The organism is Azospirillum picis (assembly GCF_017876115.1).
Lineage (GTDB): Bacteria > Pseudomonadota > Alphaproteobacteria > Azospirillales > Azospirillaceae > Azospirillum > Azospirillum picis.
This window is the reverse complement of the sequence record NZ_JAGINO010000025.1, coordinates 14,567-31,904: the sequence shown is the minus strand read 5'-3', so window position 1 is coordinate 31,904 and position 17,338 is coordinate 14,567. Positions and strand designations below refer to the sequence as shown.

Annotated in this window: 10 protein-coding genes; all 10 read left to right on the top strand. The window is 67.9% G+C overall.

Annotated features, from left to right (window positions below):
• Positions 1–3: 3 nt before the first annotated feature.
• Positions 4–204 carry a hypothetical protein gene (locus tag J2850_RS26055; protein ID WP_209988610.1) on the top strand — a complete coding sequence of 67 codons (201 nt, stop codon included), beginning with the start codon at positions 4–6 and terminating at the stop codon, positions 202–204.
• Between the two features lie 15 nt (positions 205–219).
• Positions 220–444, top strand: coding sequence for an Acb2/Tad1 domain-containing protein (locus tag J2850_RS26050; protein ID WP_209988607.1), 225 nt, complete (start codon positions 220–222; stop codon positions 442–444).
• Positions 445–529: 85 nt separating this feature from the next.
• The gene (locus tag J2850_RS26045; protein ID WP_209988604.1) at positions 530–2,023 is read left to right on the top strand and encodes a phage tail tube protein; all 1,494 of its coding nucleotides are present in this window, start codon (positions 530–532) and stop codon (positions 2,021–2,023) included.
• A gap of 151 nt (positions 2,024–2,174) precedes the next feature.
• Entirely contained in the window at positions 2,175–2,579 is a 405-nt protein-coding gene (locus J2850_RS26040) for a hypothetical protein (protein WP_209988602.1), read from the top strand.
• Positions 2,580–2,668: 89 nt separating this feature from the next.
• Positions 2,669–2,959 carry a hypothetical protein gene (locus J2850_RS26035; RefSeq protein WP_209988599.1) on the top strand — a complete coding sequence of 97 codons (291 nt, stop codon included), beginning with the start codon at positions 2,669–2,671 and terminating at the stop codon, positions 2,957–2,959.
• 3 nt (positions 2,960–2,962) lie between these two features.
• Entirely contained in the window at positions 2,963–3,718 is a 756-nt protein-coding gene (locus J2850_RS26030; RefSeq protein WP_209988597.1) for a hypothetical protein, read from the top strand.
• 9 nt (positions 3,719–3,727) lie between these two features.
• A complete protein-coding gene (locus J2850_RS32135; protein WP_209988593.1) occupies positions 3,728–11,332 on the top strand; it encodes a transglycosylase SLT domain-containing protein in 7,605 nt (2,534 codons plus the stop codon).
• The gene (locus tag J2850_RS26020; RefSeq protein WP_209988591.1) at positions 11,329–13,146 is read left to right on the top strand and encodes a hypothetical protein; all 1,818 of its coding nucleotides are present in this window, start codon (positions 11,329–11,331) and stop codon (positions 13,144–13,146) included. Before J2850_RS32135 ends, J2850_RS26020 begins: the two co-directional genes overlap by 4 nt.
• Positions 13,143–14,033 (top strand): hypothetical protein, encoded by an 891-nt coding sequence (locus J2850_RS26015; RefSeq protein WP_209988588.1) that lies wholly within the window; start codon positions 13,143–13,145, stop codon positions 14,031–14,033. The genes J2850_RS26020 and J2850_RS26015 overlap by 4 nt, the downstream gene beginning before the upstream one ends.
• Positions 14,034–17,291 (top strand): LamG-like jellyroll fold domain-containing protein, encoded by a 3,258-nt coding sequence (locus J2850_RS26010; RefSeq protein ID WP_209988585.1) that lies wholly within the window; start codon positions 14,034–14,036, stop codon positions 17,289–17,291.
• Positions 17,292–17,338: the final 47 nt, after the last annotated feature.

The following is a 17,338-nucleotide window of genomic DNA, read 5'->3' as shown; positions in this document are numbered from 1 at the left end:
ACCATGGCCGAATACACCGTCCTCACCCCCTTCAACACCCCGACCCGCCGGTTCGCCGCCGGCCAGAAGGTCGACGGCTCCGAACTGGAGGGTCCGCTGACCCTGGATGACCGCATCCGCCTCGGCCAGATCGCCGCGCCGAAGCCGGCGAAGGCCGCGAAGGCGGCGCCCGCCGCTGACCAGGCCGAGACGCCGGCCGGCTGACCAACGGAGACCGCAATGGACAACCAGCACAAGCACATCAAGGGCTACCGGGACCTGTCGGCCGAAGAGATCGCGCTGATGAACGAGGCGAAGGCCAAGGCTGAGGAGGTCGGCGCTCTGGTCGAGAAGATCGCCGCCACGCCCGGCATCGACGGCCGCTGGGTCTCCATCGGCAAGACGGACCTGCAGACGGGCTTCATGAGCCTGATCCGCGGCATTGCCCAGCCCACGACCTTCTGACCTTCAGCGCCTCCGCTGAAGACCACCCCGCCGCCGGCACCGCCCGAGCGGCTTTTTTCATGCCCGGCTGAAAGGAGCCGCCACCATGTCCAGTTCCAACCGTGTTCGCCTGACGGGCGTCGCCGAGACGACCTACGGCACCACCCCCACCACCCCGCGCATGCGCAAGCAGCGCGTCGCCTCGATCAGCCTGTCCAACAAGCCGGTGACCGTCGACTCCGACGAGATCCGCGACGATCGCATGAACAACGACTCGATCCTGGTCGGCCAGACCAACGACGGCTCCATCGGCATCGAATGGCACTACCCGGTCGACGGTTCGCTGCTGTCCAGCGAGATGGAGTCGGCCTTCTGCAACCCCTGGATCAACACCCCGTCGCGCGACAACGACGGCAGCGCCGGCAGCGTCATCCAGTCCGTCACCGCCGCCACCCAGGTGGTCGCCGTGGCGAGTGCCGCCGCCTTTGTCGCCGGCCATCTGGTCTACTTCAGCGGGTTCGGTGCCGCCGGCAACAAGGGCAAGCTGGCGAAGGTCACGGCCGGCAGCCCCACCGCCCCGGCCTTCGTCGGCGCCGGGCTGGTGGACGAGCCGAGCCCGGCCGCTGGTGCCCGCATGAAGGTGGTTGGCTTCGAAGGGGCGGCCGACGACATCAAGGCCGTGGCCGATGGCCTGACCTCTGAGACGGGCGGGCTGGACTTCACTACGCTCGGCCTGCGGATCGGCCAGTGGGTGAAGCCCGGCGACATCGGCGCGGGCAACCGTTTCGCCACCGCCGGCACCAACGGCTTTGCACGCGTCGTCGGCATCGCCGCCCGCAAGCTGACGCTGGACAACCTGCCGGGCGCCTGGGCGGCCGACACCGGAGCCGGGAAATCGATCCGGGTGTTTTTCGGCGATGTGCTGGTCAACGGGGTGGCCAAGCTGGGCTTGACCCTGGAGCGTGGCTTCATGGACCACACGCCGCCGACCTACATTGCCCAGACCAGCATGCGGGTGGGGAGTATCGAGTTCGGCGGCGGGGCCAAGGAGAAGGCCACAGGCTCCATCACCTTCGTCGGCATGAAGGCCGGCACCCCCGGCCCCACCACGCTGGACGCGCTGCCCGACGAGGCGCCGGACACCAATCTCTATCCGGTGATGGCGTTTTCGGCCAACTGCGGCCGCATCGGTGAGGGGGGCTTGGCCCTCGGTAAGCCCAACTGGGCCAAGAGTGTGAAGTTCACCGTCGGCAACAACCTGCGCGCCATCGACGCGGCGTCCGACGGTGACGATACCGCCCCGGCGCCGGTGGATGTGGTGGACGGCTCCTGTGATGTGTCGGTGGACTTGGACACCTATTTCGGCAACGCGGACCTGCTCGCCAAGGTGGGGGCGGCCACGCCGACCGCCATCAATACCCGCCTGCAGAAGGGCACCCAGGCGATGGTCTGGGAGGCGCCCCGCCTGATCCCGAAGGAAGGCGATCCGGCCGTCAGCGGCAAGAACCAGGACGTCATGCTGCCGGTCAAGCTGACCGGCTCGAAGGACAGCCTAACCGGGGCGCAGATCATCGTGAACCGGCTCGAGTTCGTCCGCTGACCCCCTGACGAGACCCCGACGACCACGGGAAAGAGGCTGCCGGCCCCGTCGGCGGCATGACGGCGCGCGCGAGCCGCGGGCGGGCGTTTGGTCGGCGCCCGCCCATCCATCGCGCACTTCCGACCAATCGACCAATCAAGGATTTACGACCATGGCGAACCTCGCCTCCCGCAAGCGCAGCTCCACCGCCTACACCGCCGGCGTCTGGAAGCGCCCCGATCCCGACATGGATCTGCAGATCCTCACCCTCGGCATGGGTGATGATTACCTCGACATGCAGGCTGCCAAACAGCGCAAGGCGGCCAAGGGCTTCGGCGGCGACACCGAGAAGCTGCCGGCCGCGATGAAGCGCAAGATCAACATCGAGTGCCTGATCGCCTGCTGCATCCGCGACGTCAAGTTCAAGGACGACGACGGCAACGATGTCTCGTTCGAGGAGTTCCTGGAGTTCCTCCGCGACCCTGAGTATCCGGACATCTCCAACGCGGCCTTCACCGCCGCCACCATGGCGACCGCCGATCGCGAGGCCGACGCGGAGGAAGCCGAGGGAAACTGACCGCGGCCCTTCGGGACCACCTCACCCGCAAGGCGGACAGCAACGACCTGCTGGCCGACCTTGCAGAGGATGATCCCGACGCGGCCGAGATGGTGGCCTCCCGCCTGGAGGACGAGGGCGAGGCGGTCGAGCCGCTGCCGTGGTGCCGGTGGGCGTGGCGTGCTTGGCACGCGCTCTCCGACGATCGGCAGTGGCGCAGCGGCGGCATGGGGCCAGCCACCCCCTGCGGCATCCCCTGGTCGGTGGCCCGCACCTATGCCGCCGACCATGGCCACGACCTCCACCTCCTGCTCCGCCTGCTGCGCGCCATGGACGGCGTCTATGCCGAGTGGTGGGCGGAGAAGGTGAAGGAGGGGCAGAGAAAGACCGAGACGGAGTGACCCATGGCCAAAGCGGCAGCATTCAACGCCCGGCTTCGGGTCTTCGCCGACCGGGCGTTGTCTCCGGAGGCGCAGTCCCGCCGGCTGGCGGAAATCGCCATCACCGAGCGGGACCGGCTCATAGCTGCCGGCCGGGCCACCCGTCGGTACCGTCGCTGGGTCGACGGGGTGGAGGGTGCGCCGGAGACGGCGGTCCGGCCGGCCGACGGCGGCCGGATCGTCTACCGGTTCTCGATCCTGGGCGCGGTCTGCACCTTCGCCCTCAGCTTCCTCATCAACCGCAGCCCGCCCCGGTCCTCCGCCCCGCTGAACCCGGCCACGGGCAAGACGGCGCATTACCGGGATGGCTTCTATTTCGGCATCAAGGACAGCTCGTCCGCCCACGCGGGCAAGGGTGACTCCGCAGGCCGGTTCGTCCCGGCGGCGCAGTTCAACGCCGCCGCGCTGTCCCCCACCGTCACCGAAATCATCATCGGCAACAACTTGCCCTACAGCCGCAAGGTGGACGTGCAGTTGATCGGCGGCGAGGCGCTGTCCTTCAGCGTGCCGCCCGGCCTGTTCGATGACGCCGTGAAGGCGATCCGCTCCCGCTGGGGTGACGTGGTCGAGGTGCGCCGGGTCTACACGATGGATTTCCCCAACCAGTACCGGCTGAAGCAGCGGCAGGTCTGGACCACCGGCAAGCGCAAGGGGCTCTCCCGCGGCCGGGTAGGCACGCGCGTCGAGTCCCCCGCCATCATCATCAAGCCCCGTCGCTGAGGTTCCGCCATGACCGATCAAGTCGAAAGCCTCGACGTAGGCTTCCAGGATGGCGTATCGGCCGGTGCCAAAAAGGCAACCGATGCAGTCACGGGCCTGGGCGACGCCTTCACCGCCACGGAGGCGAAGGCCGCCCGCGCCGGCAAGGGCACGAAGAAGGCGACCGACGAAGTCGCCGCCGGTGCCGCCGCCGCCGGCGAGGCCATCGACGCCTATGCCGGCCAGGTCGAGCGTGCCGACGCGCGGGTGAAGCGCCACAGCCAGACGGCCGAGCAGCTCGCCAACAAGTTCGACCGGACCAAGCGGGAGGCTGCCGCCGTCGCCAAGGCCATCGCGCCCTATCAGCGCGCCCTGGACGACTTGGAGGCGAGCAGCGCGGGCGCGGCGGAGAAGGAGGAGCTTCGCGCCACCATCACGGCCAAGATGGAGGCCGCCACCGGGAAAGCCCGCGCCGCAGTGGCGCGCTACTTCAAGGACGTGGAGGCTGGGGCTGCGGCAGCGACCGCGGCGGCCGGCGGCCTGTCGGCGGGCATGGCTGCCGCCACCGCCTCGGCCGGCACGTGGGCCGGCGCGCTGGGCAAGGTCTACGAGACGGCCGGCAGCGCGAGCGGTGGCCTGACCCAGGCCGCCCGTGCCTTGCAGGCGCTGAACGCTGATTTCCGGTCCGGCCACGCCAGCATGGCCGATTGGGCGGCCGGGGCGAAGGGGTTGGAGGCCAGCCTGCGCGGCGTGTCAGCGGCGCAGAAGGCCATCAACGACTCGGTCGGCCTGTCGCGCCAGACGGCGAACACCGCGGTGATCGGCCCGACGCGCTACGCCACCACCGGACGGGGATCGAGCGGGACCGGCTCCATCACCTTCGGGGATGACGGCTCGGCCCAGCGCCTGGACGACATCACGGCAGCTTTCGCCGAGGCCGACGCCAAGCTGGACGCCTACCGCGCCTCGCTCGGGCTGACCGATGCCGCCCAGCAGAAATACGACGCCGGGCTGGCGGAGCTGCAGGCGACCATCCGCCGGGCCGGCATGGAGGAGGCCGAGGCGACGCGGCTGTTGACCGCCTTCGCCGCCGCCCACGATCCCGCCATCAAGAAGGCGAAGGATCTCGCGGAGGCCGAGGCCGTCGCCGCCCGGAAGATGGCGCAGGAGGAACGGGACGCGCTCGCCCGCATGTCGGCCGATTGGGACGCGGCGGTGCGCGAGCGCGAAGCGGACGCGGCCATGATCATCGCCGCCGAGAAGGAGGCCGCCGCCGCAGTGAAGCAGGAGGAGACTGCCCTCCGCTCGCTGGTGGGCACCTTGGACCGCACCTTCGGGGCCGAAGAGAAGCTGGTCGCGGAGCAGCGGCTGCTGGACAAAGCCATGACCGATGGTGTGGGCGGGATCAAGCTGACGAAGGAGCAGCACGAGGCCCTGTCGCGCGCGCTGAAGGACCAGCACGAGATCGCCACCCGGAGCGCCACCAGCACCAAGCTGGCCGCCCACGAGTCGCTGAACTTGGGCTATCAGATCCAGGACTTTGCGGTGCAGGTGGGCAGCGGGCAAGGCTTTCTGACCCCTCTCCTGCAGCAGGCTCCCCAGGCTGTCGGAGCCGTGGGTGGTGTTGGCCGAGCGGTGGCGTTGCTGACCTCGCCCTTTGCCCTGGCGGCCGGCGGGGCGCTGACGGTCGTCGGAGGCTTGGCCCTGATCGGCTCGCGCGCCCTGGAGATCAACCGCCAAACGCGCGAGCTCACCAGCACCATGCGGACCTATGGCACTGAGGCGCAGACCACAGCGGCCGGGCTGCGCGAGGTCGCCAAGGCGCTGTACGAGGGCGGTGCGGATCGCGGCGACGCCTATGGCACCGCCCGCATGCTGGCCTCCACGCGCGGACTATCGGCGGCGATGGGCCGCGAGGCAGCGACGCTCGGCTCGGACATGGCTGCCGGGCTGGGCAAGTCCGTGGAGGATGCCTCTGCACAGGTCGTGACCCTCATGACCGAGGGCTATCCGGCCATCATGAAGCTGCAGGAGGCGATCGGCTTCCTGACGCCGACGGAGGTCGAGGCAATCCGCACGATGGCCGAGCACGGCAGGCAGGCCGATGCCCTGGCTGTGGCGCTGGGCGCCCTGCATCGCCGCTTCGACGGGCTGCGCAAGGACAGCATGACGCCGGCCGGCGAGGCGATGCACGAGCTGGGCGTCCAGTTCAACCGGATGGTGGACGCGGTGGCCTCGTCGTCGCTGGTCATCAGCGTGGAGATTGCGCTCTCCGACCGGTTCAAGCTGCTGGCAGATTTCTTCGAAGATCCCGGGATCGTCACGTTCGGCAAGCTGGCCGGTGCCGGTCTGGGCGCTATGAGCCTCACCCCGAACCGGATCGAGATCGCCGCGCCGACGCCCGCTGACGTTCAGGCTGACCTGCAGAAGAAGATCGAGGGCGCGAAGGCCCGGCTGCACGGGCTGGAAACTGACCGATTGGCCGACCCGGCTGCGACCGCCCTGGAGATCGACCGGGCGCGCAACGACATCGCCGAGCTGGAAAGGCGGCTGGACGGGATCAACAAACGGGCTGCCGCAGCTCAAACGGCGACGGCTGCCGCATCGGCCAATGTGCCGGCGCACCGAGCCGCGAACGACCTGTCGGCCGATGCCATCGCCTTCAATGCGCAGACCCAGAAGGCGACGGAATATGTGAAGGCGCAGACCCATGAGGTGGACCGCCTGTCAGAGTCCCTGCGCGGGAATGCGGTGGACCGCGCTCTTGCGACGGCCGCGATGCGTGCGCAGAGCGAAATTCGCGATCAGCACCTGGATGGGATCCCGGCAGAGAACCTCCTCCTGCTCCGACAGCGGGAGGCGATGCTGCAGCTTCAGGTGGCCGTCAACGACAACAACCGGGCATCGGCGGCCGAGGTGGCGGGCAATCATCTGTTGGCCCAAGCCTACGGCGCCTCGTCGGCGGCCGTCCGCGAGGCGCAGATCCAAGCGAAGGCCCTCGCCGAGGCGGCCCGCGGCACGATCGAGCCCTATGACGCCATCGTTGGTCGCCTGCGCGCCCTGGATGATGCTCAGCGGGAGGTGGCGACGGCGCAGTTCGACCAGACCCTCCGGCAGCAGACGGAGGACGCCGAGCGGCTGGCCGAAGCCTGGGGCAAGGGCGCCGGCGCGGCGCGGGAGGCGGCCCTCGCCGCCGAGGCGCTGGCAGAGGCGCGCAAGCGCGGGCTCGACCCCAGCCGGGATGCCGGCGAGATCGAGAACCTCAGCGCCGGCATCCTGGCGCGCGATGTGGCGCAGCGCTCGCAGCAGTTCGCGCAGATCGCCGCCGAGCAGCGGCAGGCGGTGGACCTCGCCAATGCCGAGTGGAGCATGCTCGGCCAGTCCAATGCCGAGCGCGCGCGGTCGGTGGCGATGCTCCAGGCCGCCAACGACCTGCGCGCGAAGGGCGCGGACATGACCGACGCCGGCACCCAGGCTTACATCCGGCAGGCCGGCGAGCTGGCGCGCGTGAACAGCGAGTTGCAGGAGGCGGCGCAGAACGCCGCCAATGTGGTGCAGCCGATCGGTACCGCCTTCGAGGACGTGCTTGTAGGCGCCTCGAAAGCTGGCGATGCGGTGAAGGCGCTGGGCGAGGACATGAAGCGCATCGCCGCCCGCCAGTTGGTCACGAAGCCCTTCGAGACTTGGCTGTCCGGCAGCCTGACCAAGCTGATGTCCGGGCCGATCCAGGTGGCGAACGACAACACGCCGAAACCGGCCAACGACCCCGGCGCGCTGGATCGCATCGTCAGCAGCGTGAACGGTGGACTCGGCTCGTCGCCGTCCAACGCCATGTGGGTGCAGGTCACCGGCGGCGCTGCGGCGCTGGACCTGGGTGCTGTGGCCAGCAGCGGCCCCTTGCCGGTGGCCATCAAGGACGGCGGTCAGGTCGTCGACATGCTCCGGTCGGAGGCCCGCGCGCAGGGCGTGCCGGAGGAGGTGGCGCTCGCCATCGGGAAGATCGAGAGCGGCTTCCGTCAGTATCGTGATGATGGGCGGGTACTGACCTCCAGTGCCGGGGCCATGGGCGTCATGCAGCTCATGCCCGACACGGCGAAGTGGCTTGGCGTCGACGCGACCGACACGCGCGAGAACGTCCGTGGCGGCATCAAGTATCTGGCGATGCTCGGCCGCCAGTTCGGCGGCGACTGGACGAGGGCGGCAGCCGCATACAATGCCGGCCCTGGCCGTGTGCAGGACTACCTGTCCAGCGGCCGGGCACTGCCGACGGAGACGGTGACCTACGTCGAGCGTTTCGGAAAGACCGTCCAGACGGTCAGCACCGATGTCGCGACCATGGGCACCCGCGTCGGGGGTGTGACCCAGGCGCAGGAGGATGCCCTCCAAGTCCAGCTTGACGCCGTCGCCGCCCAGAAGGTCGCCGCCGGCAGCGCGCAAGACCTCACCGCGGCGCAGTCGGCGCTGGTGGCCTCCGTGCTGGGCACCGCGACCGCCAACGACAACGCGGCCGACACCATCGCCGGCACCATCACCGTGCAGTCCCAGGCGATCAGCAGCATCGGCGCCAATGCCATCAGCGCCGCCGAGCAGATGGGCGACGCGGCCGACGGCGCCAAGGCCCTGGCGGATGCCTCGGACTCGGCGGGCGGCACGTTGATGGCCGGCGCGCAGGCCGTCTACAGCGGCTTCAGCACGGTCATCAGCGGCGTCTGGAATGCCGTGACCAGCCTGTTCAGCGCCGGCTCTTCGGCTGGCGGCGGTGCGATGGCGGGCAACCACCAAGTCGGCACAGCCGCCGGGGCGATTTCGAGCGGTCGCAGCCTCGTCAGTGCGGCCCAAAGCGCCTATCAGGTCGCCACCGGCACCAACGCGCTGGGAACCGCAGCCACCAACTTCGCGATGTCCGCCACCGGGCAGTCGCTCGGGCTGGCCACCAGTGCTGTCGGCGAGATGGGGCCGGTGATCCCCACGCTGACCGAGACTGGCACGGCTCTGACTGGTGCCGCCAGCACCATCGGCGGCGCCATGCCATACGGGATGATCGGCGGCTTGGGAGGCTCGCTGATCGGTAACGCGACCGGTAGCAAGACGCTAGGCGCAATCTCGGGCGCCGGGCTTGGGGCGGGCTCCGCCGCTCTGGGCTCCTACCTCGCCACCGGTGCCATGATGGGGCCATGGGGACTGGCCGCCGCGGCTGTCATTGGCGGCATCATGGCGGCCCTGGGCACTCAGAAGCCGACAGTTGGCCCGACAGTGTCGAGCGGCCTCATCCGGTCGGCCGACGGCAAGTCGGTCACCAGTGGCGGCTATCTGACCGACAACAAGGGCGATCCGGCGGAAGCACAGCGGCTCGGCGATACCTTGGCGACCGTCGTCAATGCTGCCCTGATCGGCGGCGGCACGCTGACCCGCGATCTCGGCATCGGCAGGACCGAGCGGAAAGGGCTCTACGCCTCCGGAAGCCTGCCGTACCGTGACTTCGGCGACGACGTTGCCGGCCTGATGCGCTACGTCCTGCTGGAGCAGGGCAGCCTGCAGGGTGCCGGCCCGGCCGTCACCAAGGCCATTCAACGCTCGACCGCCAAGGACTTCGAGGAGTCCGCCAAAGATCTCGCCCTCGGCGCGAACATTGATGCCGGCGTGACCGCGCTGAAGGAGCTGGACACATCCCTGGCCGGCATCACCCGCTCGGCCAAGGAGACGACCGCCGACGCACTGAAGCCAATGCTGGAGGAGCTGGCGCGCGCGAAGTCGCTGGACCTCGGCGGCGAATACGTGTCGCTCGCCAGGGGGCAACTGGAAGCCTACCTGCAGCAGCTCAAGAACCCGATCGACTGGACGCAGGGCGAGCAGGACATGGCCACCCTCGCCGGTCGCTTCGACGCGATCCGGGAAGCGGCGATGCAACTCGACCCGGCGCTCGTCACCACGGTCAACGCCATCGAGACCGAGACCCGCGCCAGGATCCAGCGCGATACCGCCACCTCCTACGACAAGCAGATCAATGAGGCGCAGGGCCGGGGCTACGTCGACCAGATCACGGACCTGACGAAGAAGCGGACGGTCGCGGAGCGCGAATTGGCGGCGGTGGGGCTGGACAGCAGCCGGGCAACAACACTTTTCAACTCGTCGCTGGATGGCGTCCTCAAGACGCTGACCATCAAGCAGCTCGCCGACGTCACCAAAACGTTCGGCGGGGCTATTGGCGATCTGGCCGACACGATGCGACAGGCCACTCAAGCGGCGAACTCGTCGTCCGGCTGGCTGACCATCGAGCAGGCGATCGACCCGACCCGGAAGGCGAAGGCATCCGATGTTCTGCGCCAAGCCGGGGTGGATGCCGGCACCACCTTCCTGAACAGCGACTTCCCGGCGGTCCTGCAGCGCTTCCTCGACACCGCCAATGCTGGGACGGCCACTGCAAACGACCTTCGTACCGCCTTCTACTTCGTGAATACGGAGATGGCGGCAGGCACAGTCTCGGCCGACCAGTTCAACAGCGTCGTCGGCACCATTGCCCAGACCTACAAGGACGGCCAGGAGAAGATCAAGACGGCCAACGACAACGCGAGGCAGTCCTGGGCCTCTGTGGTGTCGTCCTCCTTGCAGACGACGCAGTCGCTGGTGACGCAGTGGCAGAGCCTCTACGACACCCTGCACAACAAGCGCATGGCGAACATCGTCGGCGACTACAGCCCGCTCGGCCCCGAGGCCAAGCTGGCGGAGGCGGCGCAGCAGTTCCGCGACGCCCTGGCCGTGGCGAACGACAACGACCCGACGGACAAGGAGTCTTTGGCGGCGGCCGAGAAGCTGCCGGCGCTCGGTGATGCCTATCTGAAGGCAAACAACGACTTCTGGGCCAACGCCAACCCGAAGGCTTTCGAGGAGGTTCAGGCCGGCCTGGGAACCGTCGAGAGCGTGGCGAGCCGGCAGTTGTCGACTGCCCAACAGCAACTCTCCTACCTGTCCAGCCTCGATGCGACGCTGAAGAGCCTCGACAGCACCGTCGCCGACCAAGCGAAGATGGAGAAGATCCTCTCCACTCCTCGCAATTGGGGAGCGACGGAGTCTGTCACCGCCAACATGCAATTGGCCCTCAAGACAGGGTACGAAGGCGACTTCGGGGCCGGCGGGTGGCAGGCGTGGATCACCCAGCAGCCGGAGAGCACTAAGGCGATCGCCCGCCAAGTCCTAACTCAGATGGGACAGGCGTGGCGCATCAACGGGTTCGCATCGGGGACGCCTGCGGCACCGCCGGGCTGGGCCTGGGTCGGTGAGCAAGGCCCCGAACTCATGATGATGCGGGGCGGCGAACCCGTTGTTCCCAACGGCGCGGCGGTGGCCATGGCCAAGTCGTGGGAAGCCGCGTGGCAGCCGGCCAACGACCGGTGGTCCGGCAGCAACGTCATGACCTTCCAGGCCGCCCCGGCGGATGGCGGAAATGCTTTGCTGGCATCGCTGGTCGCCCAGAACGCCGCGCTCATCCGTGAGGTGAGCCAGCTCCGCCAGGAAGCGGCCCGCAACGCCCGCATCCTGGCGAAGCTCACGGAAGCCGGGATCGAGGAGAACGCCCGCGGGCACGGGCGCACCGCGTCGGCCTTGAACGTGCAGCGCGATAAGGAGAGAGCGGCATGATCCACCTCGTCGAAATCGGCTGCTACGTCGGCGGCCTGTCGACCAGCACGCACGCCGTTGGGGGCGGCGTGCGGTCCTTCCTGATGGCGTCGGGTCCGCGCGCGACGGCCGACATGACCCTGCGCGTGGAGGCGGCGGGCGATCCGTCGAAGTGGATGGAGGGGCTGGTGGTCGAGGCATCGTCCGCCGGCTTCACCCTCTCCGTAAAATCGTGGTCCGGGACCGGCGCCGTCTCGTCCTGGCGGCTCGCCGCCGGCCAACTGCGCTTCAGCACGGCGGAATACGGGGGAGCCGGCGCGCCCGGCCCCTACGAGCCCGTCATCGCGCCGGAGGGCTATGCGCGCGGCAAGGTCAGCCTGCACGGCGATGGCCGCAGCTTCGGTGCCGGTGATGTCGAGAAGGGGTTGATCAAGGTCATCAACAAGGGGGAACGCGACCACCTCCGGCGCTATGCATATTTCGGCCGCGTGGCGCGGGAGTTGGTGGTCGACGGCCCCGCCACGCCCTATGCCGAGGCTGTCGTCCTGCGCACCGGCACCGTGGAACAGCCGGTGGTGGGGGATGAGGACGTGCTGTTCCGGTGGCGGGGGCGGTTGGCGGATCTCGACAGCCGCTGGCAGGGCAGTACCTTCCCGGGTGGTACCGGCGCCGGCATGAGCACGGACGGTGCCGAGGGGCTGAAGGACTTGCCCCGCCCCCGGCTGCGCGGCTATCGGGCGCAGATCGAGCCGGTACCGACCAACGTCAGCGGGACCTTGCGGCAGATCTCCGACCGCCGGATCCATGGTGTGGCAGACGGACGCTGCCGTGGTGTTCCGAACCCGGTCGGTACCCGATACGCCAGCCTTGCGGCGCTGAAGGCGGCTACGCCGGCTGCCGGCACCTTCAACTGGTATGCGGGCGAAGCCGGTGACGGTGCCTGGTGCGTGACCACTGTCGGGTCGCAGGCCGGGGTGTTCACCCTGGCGGCGTGGGAGGGCGAGACAGCGGCCGACCGGACGCTGGCGCAGGTCTGGCGCCGCGTCCTGATCGAGGATTGCGGATACGCCGCCACGGAAATCGCGGACGCTGATGTGGCGGCCTTGGACGATACTTGCCCATGGGAGGCCGGGGTTTGGGCGGGCACGCAGGAAAAGACCAAGCGTGATGCCCTGAACGAGCTCGTCGACGGCGTCGCCGGCTACTACGACGACGACCTCGGCCGCTGGCGCATCCGATACGACGGCGCTGCCGGCGGCGATCCTGTCATCGTGTTTCGGCATTTCCTTGAAAATGACGATTATGCGATGGGCGGCGAGGTCCCGTATGTGGCGCTCGAACTGGTCGCGAGCGCCGACGATACCAAGGGTCTGCCGGTCTGCGCCGTCGACGTGCAGTTCGCGCCGCGTGACCGGGTGCTGAGCGACGGCGACATGGCGGGAGACGCCACCTCGACCACGGACTCGGTCGGTGGTGCCGATGCGCGCAAGCAGCTTGGCAGCGAGGCTCTGACGGCCACTTGGCCAGCCAGCGGCAAGGATGAAACCGTCATCGCCCTGTGGGGCGAGCGGCGCCTGCCGGTCAAAACCAGCCTGCGCTACCGCGAGCATGCCCTGACGCACGCCCAGCGGCTGCACGCCGTCCATTCCGTGCTGCGCGACCGATACGTCGCGACGGGCTTCCTCACCACCGAAACCGCCGTCGCTCGGCCGGGCGCGGTGGTCGGGCTGCAGTCCCGGCGGTACGGACTGGACGCCGGCCAAACCCTCCGCGTGAACGGTCGCACCCTGGAAGGCAAGACCCTGAAGCTCGACCTGCTGGAGACGCCCGAGTGACCACCAACACGACCCTCATCCGCGGCATCGTTGGCCTCGATAGCTGGACCTCCCAGTTCACCTTCGCCCCGGCCGTCGGCGCAAACTGGTCACCTGACCGCCCGGTGACCAACCTGGGGGGCATGCCGCTGTATCGGGTCGGCGAGACGCTCACCGGCTCCCAGGCGGACACGGTGTTCGTGGCAACCAGCCCGACTCCTCGTCCGGTCGGCTTGCTGGCCTTCATCGGCCACAACAGCGTGCATGACGACGACACCTTCGATGTCGAGTTCTTCGGTGACGAGGACTTGGAGGTGCCGGTCCACCAGATCATGGGCGAAGAGTTCTGGCCCACCGTCTATGACCGCGCCAGCTTGCCGATTGAGCACGAGAGCTTCTGGACCGGCAAATACACGCTGCGGCAGAAGCAACGCAAGCGCGTGCCGATCCGGCCGGTGTGGATCCCGCAGCCGGTGATGTGCAAGGGCATCAGGGTCACGGTCCACAAGTTCGACCCCACCACCGGGCCGTTCCGGTGCCGGATGTTCGAGATCGCGCTCGGCTATCAGTTCTCGATCAACCCCGAATTCGGCATGCAGTACGGCCTGCGGTTCCGCACCACCAGCGTGGAAGCAGTGTCCGGGCACAAAGAGTTCGATCGGCTGCCCGCGCCGCAGACGTGGAAGGGCACCCTGAAATACCTGCCGCAGGATGAAGCCCGGCAGCGAATGTATGACGCGCTCGAAGACAACGACCTGAATACGCCTTTCCTTTTCTTCCCGTTTCCGAGCCGGAAAATCGACTGGCTGCGCATGGTGTCTTTCGTGCGCAACACCGATCCCGGCCTCTATTCGATTGTCGCGGCTCGTCACGACGAGGTGCCGTTCGCCTATGAAGGAGTCCTCTAAATGGTGATGCTGAAGGGTCAGCCATACACGGCCGAGAACATGGGGTCGAACTTCGGCCACAAAGAAAAGACGAAGGCCGGCGCAGATGGCGTCACCCGCGACCGCTGGGAGAACATGTGGGTCGACGGCGTGGCCGAGCTGGACGACCGGGTAACCGACATCACGGAAGCCAACGAGCAAGCCCAGCAGGCACGGGACGAGAGCCAGGCGGCAGCCGGCGCGGCGGCTACCAGTGCCTCTGCCACAGCGACAGCGAAGGGCGCTGCACAACAAGCGCAGGCCGCCTCCGAGACGGCGCGCGACAAGGCCAAGGACTGGGCCGAGGGTGACGGCGAGCCGGGCGGCGCCGGCAGCAAGTCGGCGAAGGGCTGGGCCTACTACGGCCTTGCGCAGGCACAGACCCAGGTGGGCCTCGCACAGGCGCAGGTGAGCCTTGCGCAGGGATTTGCGGTTCAGGCGCAGCAGTGGATCGGCGCCGCCAGCTCCGTCATCATCCCGGCCCTGTCCAAGCAGGTTGTGGCCACGTGGTCGCTGGTGGACTGCTACATCTACGATACCAGGGCGGACACCGATGGCGGTGCCTGGATCGACCGCTGCGGCGCGACCTCTTGGGAAAATGAGCCGTTGAACACTGCGACCAGAGGGCCGCGCGCGAAGTTCCCGGTGGTGGCACTGCTAGTCCTTGAGACGGCCAAGTTGACCATCTATGACGCCTTGGACCTGGATGCCAGCGGCGCGCCGCGGCTCTGGATGGCGTTCCCCAGCGGCGGAATGTTTCCCGGTTTCGGTTCCGCCAAAGCGGTGACGGCTATGAATGGCCGCGTGTGGGTTTGTGACCGGAATGGCGGCACTGACGGCCGCCTCCTTGAAGTGGCGTTCTCGCTTGATGCGGCAAAGCTCTATGCGTCTGGCGGGGTGGCTGTCCATCAGCGCAACATTGCGCTGCGCTCGTCCGGGGCTTGGGGCGCTTGGGGGGGTATCGGCATTGTCTCCAATGTCGCAAACGCCGTCACCGCCCGCGTCCTCCCCGGCGCCCCTCTCGACGCTGCCGGGCTCGCTGTTCCGACTGTCGCGGTGGCGACGGCTGGTGGCGTGAGCGTTATCCGGCATGATGGGAATGTGTGGGACATCACCATCAGTTCTCCCGGCGCCTCTCGCGTGTCGTTCACCGATACCACCCTGCGCGCTGTCATGGCCGGCGATGCCAACGCCGTGCGCGTAGGGCCGATACCGTCTGCGGACGTTGGTGTGCTGGCGTGGCAAACGCACCTGTACTATCCCGGAAAGGCCGGCGGCGTGCTGCCCACCCTGTCCGCAAACGCTGGCGCGACCGACAAGTATATTGGCGGCGTGTCTGGTCTGTGCCTGTTGGCCGAAGACACCAACACGCCGGCCAACGGCATGGTCGCCTACCTGACCTCCACGTACTGCACGGGCTGGATGCCGGGGGCAACGGTCGGCGCGTGGCTCTGTGATGGGACGCCGGGCGCGATCACTGGCAGTGGTGAGCTTGTCGCCAATGGTGGGTTCGATACCGACACGGCTTGGACCAAAGGCACCGGCTGGGCGATTGGCGGGGGTGTAGCGGCCAAAACGCCCGGCGGAACGGCGGGCTTGGAGCAGGCCGGCAGCGTTTCCGCAGGACTTGTTGCGAACCAGACATATGCGGTGACCTACACGCTGTCCGGTGTATCTGCGGGCGCTGTGAACGTCTGGCTCGGCGGCAAGGTCGGCAACGCGCCCCGCACCGCAAGCGGGACATACACCGACTACATCACCACAACGAACACATCGGGCGTAGCGTTCACGCCGGACGCAGCCTTCGGCGGCTCCATCGACAATGTGTCGGTCAAGCTCGCCACCCCCGATCGCAGCTACAAGGGCAAGGGGCTGATCGTCAACGGGACGCTACAGCGCACTGCGGCCAATGGTGGCGATGTGGTGGCGTGGTCGGGGTTCTCGGCCAGCAATTACCTGGAGCAGCCCGCAGGGAATACGGATCTGGATTTCACGGGCGATTGCTGCGCCATCTTCTGGTTTCGCAACTCGAACACAGGAGCTTCTAACCGCTTTATCTTTGACAGGGCGGACACCGCAGGCGCGGGCGACCGATACCGGGCGTTCCTGACCACAACGGGCGCGCTCAGTTGGAACGTCCGGGATGGGGCTACCGACAGGTTTGCGACGACGCCATCGACTTATACCGACGGCAGTTGGCACATGGGCGTGCTAGTGCAGCGTGGCGGCGTGTCCGAGGTTTGGGTTGACGCCGCTACGCAAGTCACACTGGCAACTGGCACGGTAGGGGACCTGACCAACGCATCTGCGGTCCTGCGCATAGGTTGCTCGTACGGTGGGGGAAATGCTTGGGCCGGCGACTTGGCTATGCTGCGCCTGGGCGCCTACGCCCCCTCTGCTGCGCAAATCGCCAAGATATACGCCGACGAACGCCCCTTGTTTGACAGCGGCGCCAAGGCTTTCCTGGGCGGCACGTCATCGTCTGTGCAGTCTCTCAGCTATGACGATGCCACGGGCAAGCTTGGCGTGGGCACTGGCGACGGGGTGTCGGTGTTCGCCGGGCTGCGGCGGGTCGATTACAAAGACGCGGCTGGGGTGGCTGTCGGCGCCAACCTCGTCACCGATGGCGACCCCTTTACCAGCACTACCGGGTGGACCCCCTCGAACGGCGGCGCGCTGTCCGTCGTCAATGGGCGACTGCGCGTCACTGGAACCGGCGCAATCGACCCCGCTGCAACGCGGACATTCACCGGGCTGACGGTCGGCAAGTCGTACTTGGTCAGTGTGATCGGTAACAAGGGCTCGCGCGCCAATGCGCAGTCGGGGGTTGTCGCGTCCGTTGTCGGCACTGGCGTCTCGGTAGACAGCCAAGCGGCTGGGGACGTGGAGCTATTGCTGCGTTTTACCGCTACTGCCACTAGCCACTCTGTGGTCCTGCGATCTGGCTGGAACATCGCGTCCGGTGAATATGCGGAGTTCGGAAAGCTGGCAATCCGCGAGGCGGGCGCCATCAGCAACGATAACGTCAAGTCCGTCTGCCTGCGCGGCGACACGCTGCTTATCGGCACGTCGGCCGAGGCCGGCATCATCACGCCGCAGATCAACGGGCGCGAACAGATCGTTGCGCCACGTGGACAAGCCGTGGCTGTGCAACCAGTTGCAGCGAGCGGCGGCAACTTTGACTTCGCAATGCTGATGGCAATCGGCGGCGGCATCAACATCCCCTATCTCGGCGAGTAAAGGATCAGATAATGGCTACGAACACTTCCCCTGTTTTTGCGGGTGCG

Bases quoted from the DNA above. Each gene is read 5' to 3' on its own strand.
- J2850_RS26055 (WP_209988610.1), top strand. From the start codon at position 4: ATGGCCGAATACACCGTCCTCACCCCCTTCAACACCCCGACCCGCCGG.
- J2850_RS26050 (WP_209988607.1), top strand. From the start codon at position 220: ATGGACAACCAGCACAAGCACATCAAGGGCTACCGGGACCTGTCGGCC.
- J2850_RS26045 (WP_209988604.1), top strand. From the start codon at position 530: ATGTCCAGTTCCAACCGTGTTCGCCTGACGGGCGTCGCCGAGACGACC.
- J2850_RS26040 (WP_209988602.1), top strand. From the start codon at position 2,175: ATGGCGAACCTCGCCTCCCGCAAGCGCAGCTCCACCGCCTACACCGCC.
- J2850_RS26035 (WP_209988599.1), top strand. From the start codon at position 2,669: ATGGTGGCCTCCCGCCTGGAGGACGAGGGCGAGGCGGTCGAGCCGCTG.
- J2850_RS26030 (WP_209988597.1), top strand. From the start codon at position 2,963: ATGGCCAAAGCGGCAGCATTCAACGCCCGGCTTCGGGTCTTCGCCGAC.
- J2850_RS32135 (WP_209988593.1), top strand. From the start codon at position 3,728: ATGACCGATCAAGTCGAAAGCCTCGACGTAGGCTTCCAGGATGGCGTA.
- J2850_RS26020 (WP_209988591.1), top strand. From the start codon at position 11,329: ATGATCCACCTCGTCGAAATCGGCTGCTACGTCGGCGGCCTGTCGACC.
- J2850_RS26010 (WP_209988585.1), top strand. From the start codon at position 14,034: ATGGTGATGCTGAAGGGTCAGCCATACACGGCCGAGAACATGGGGTCG.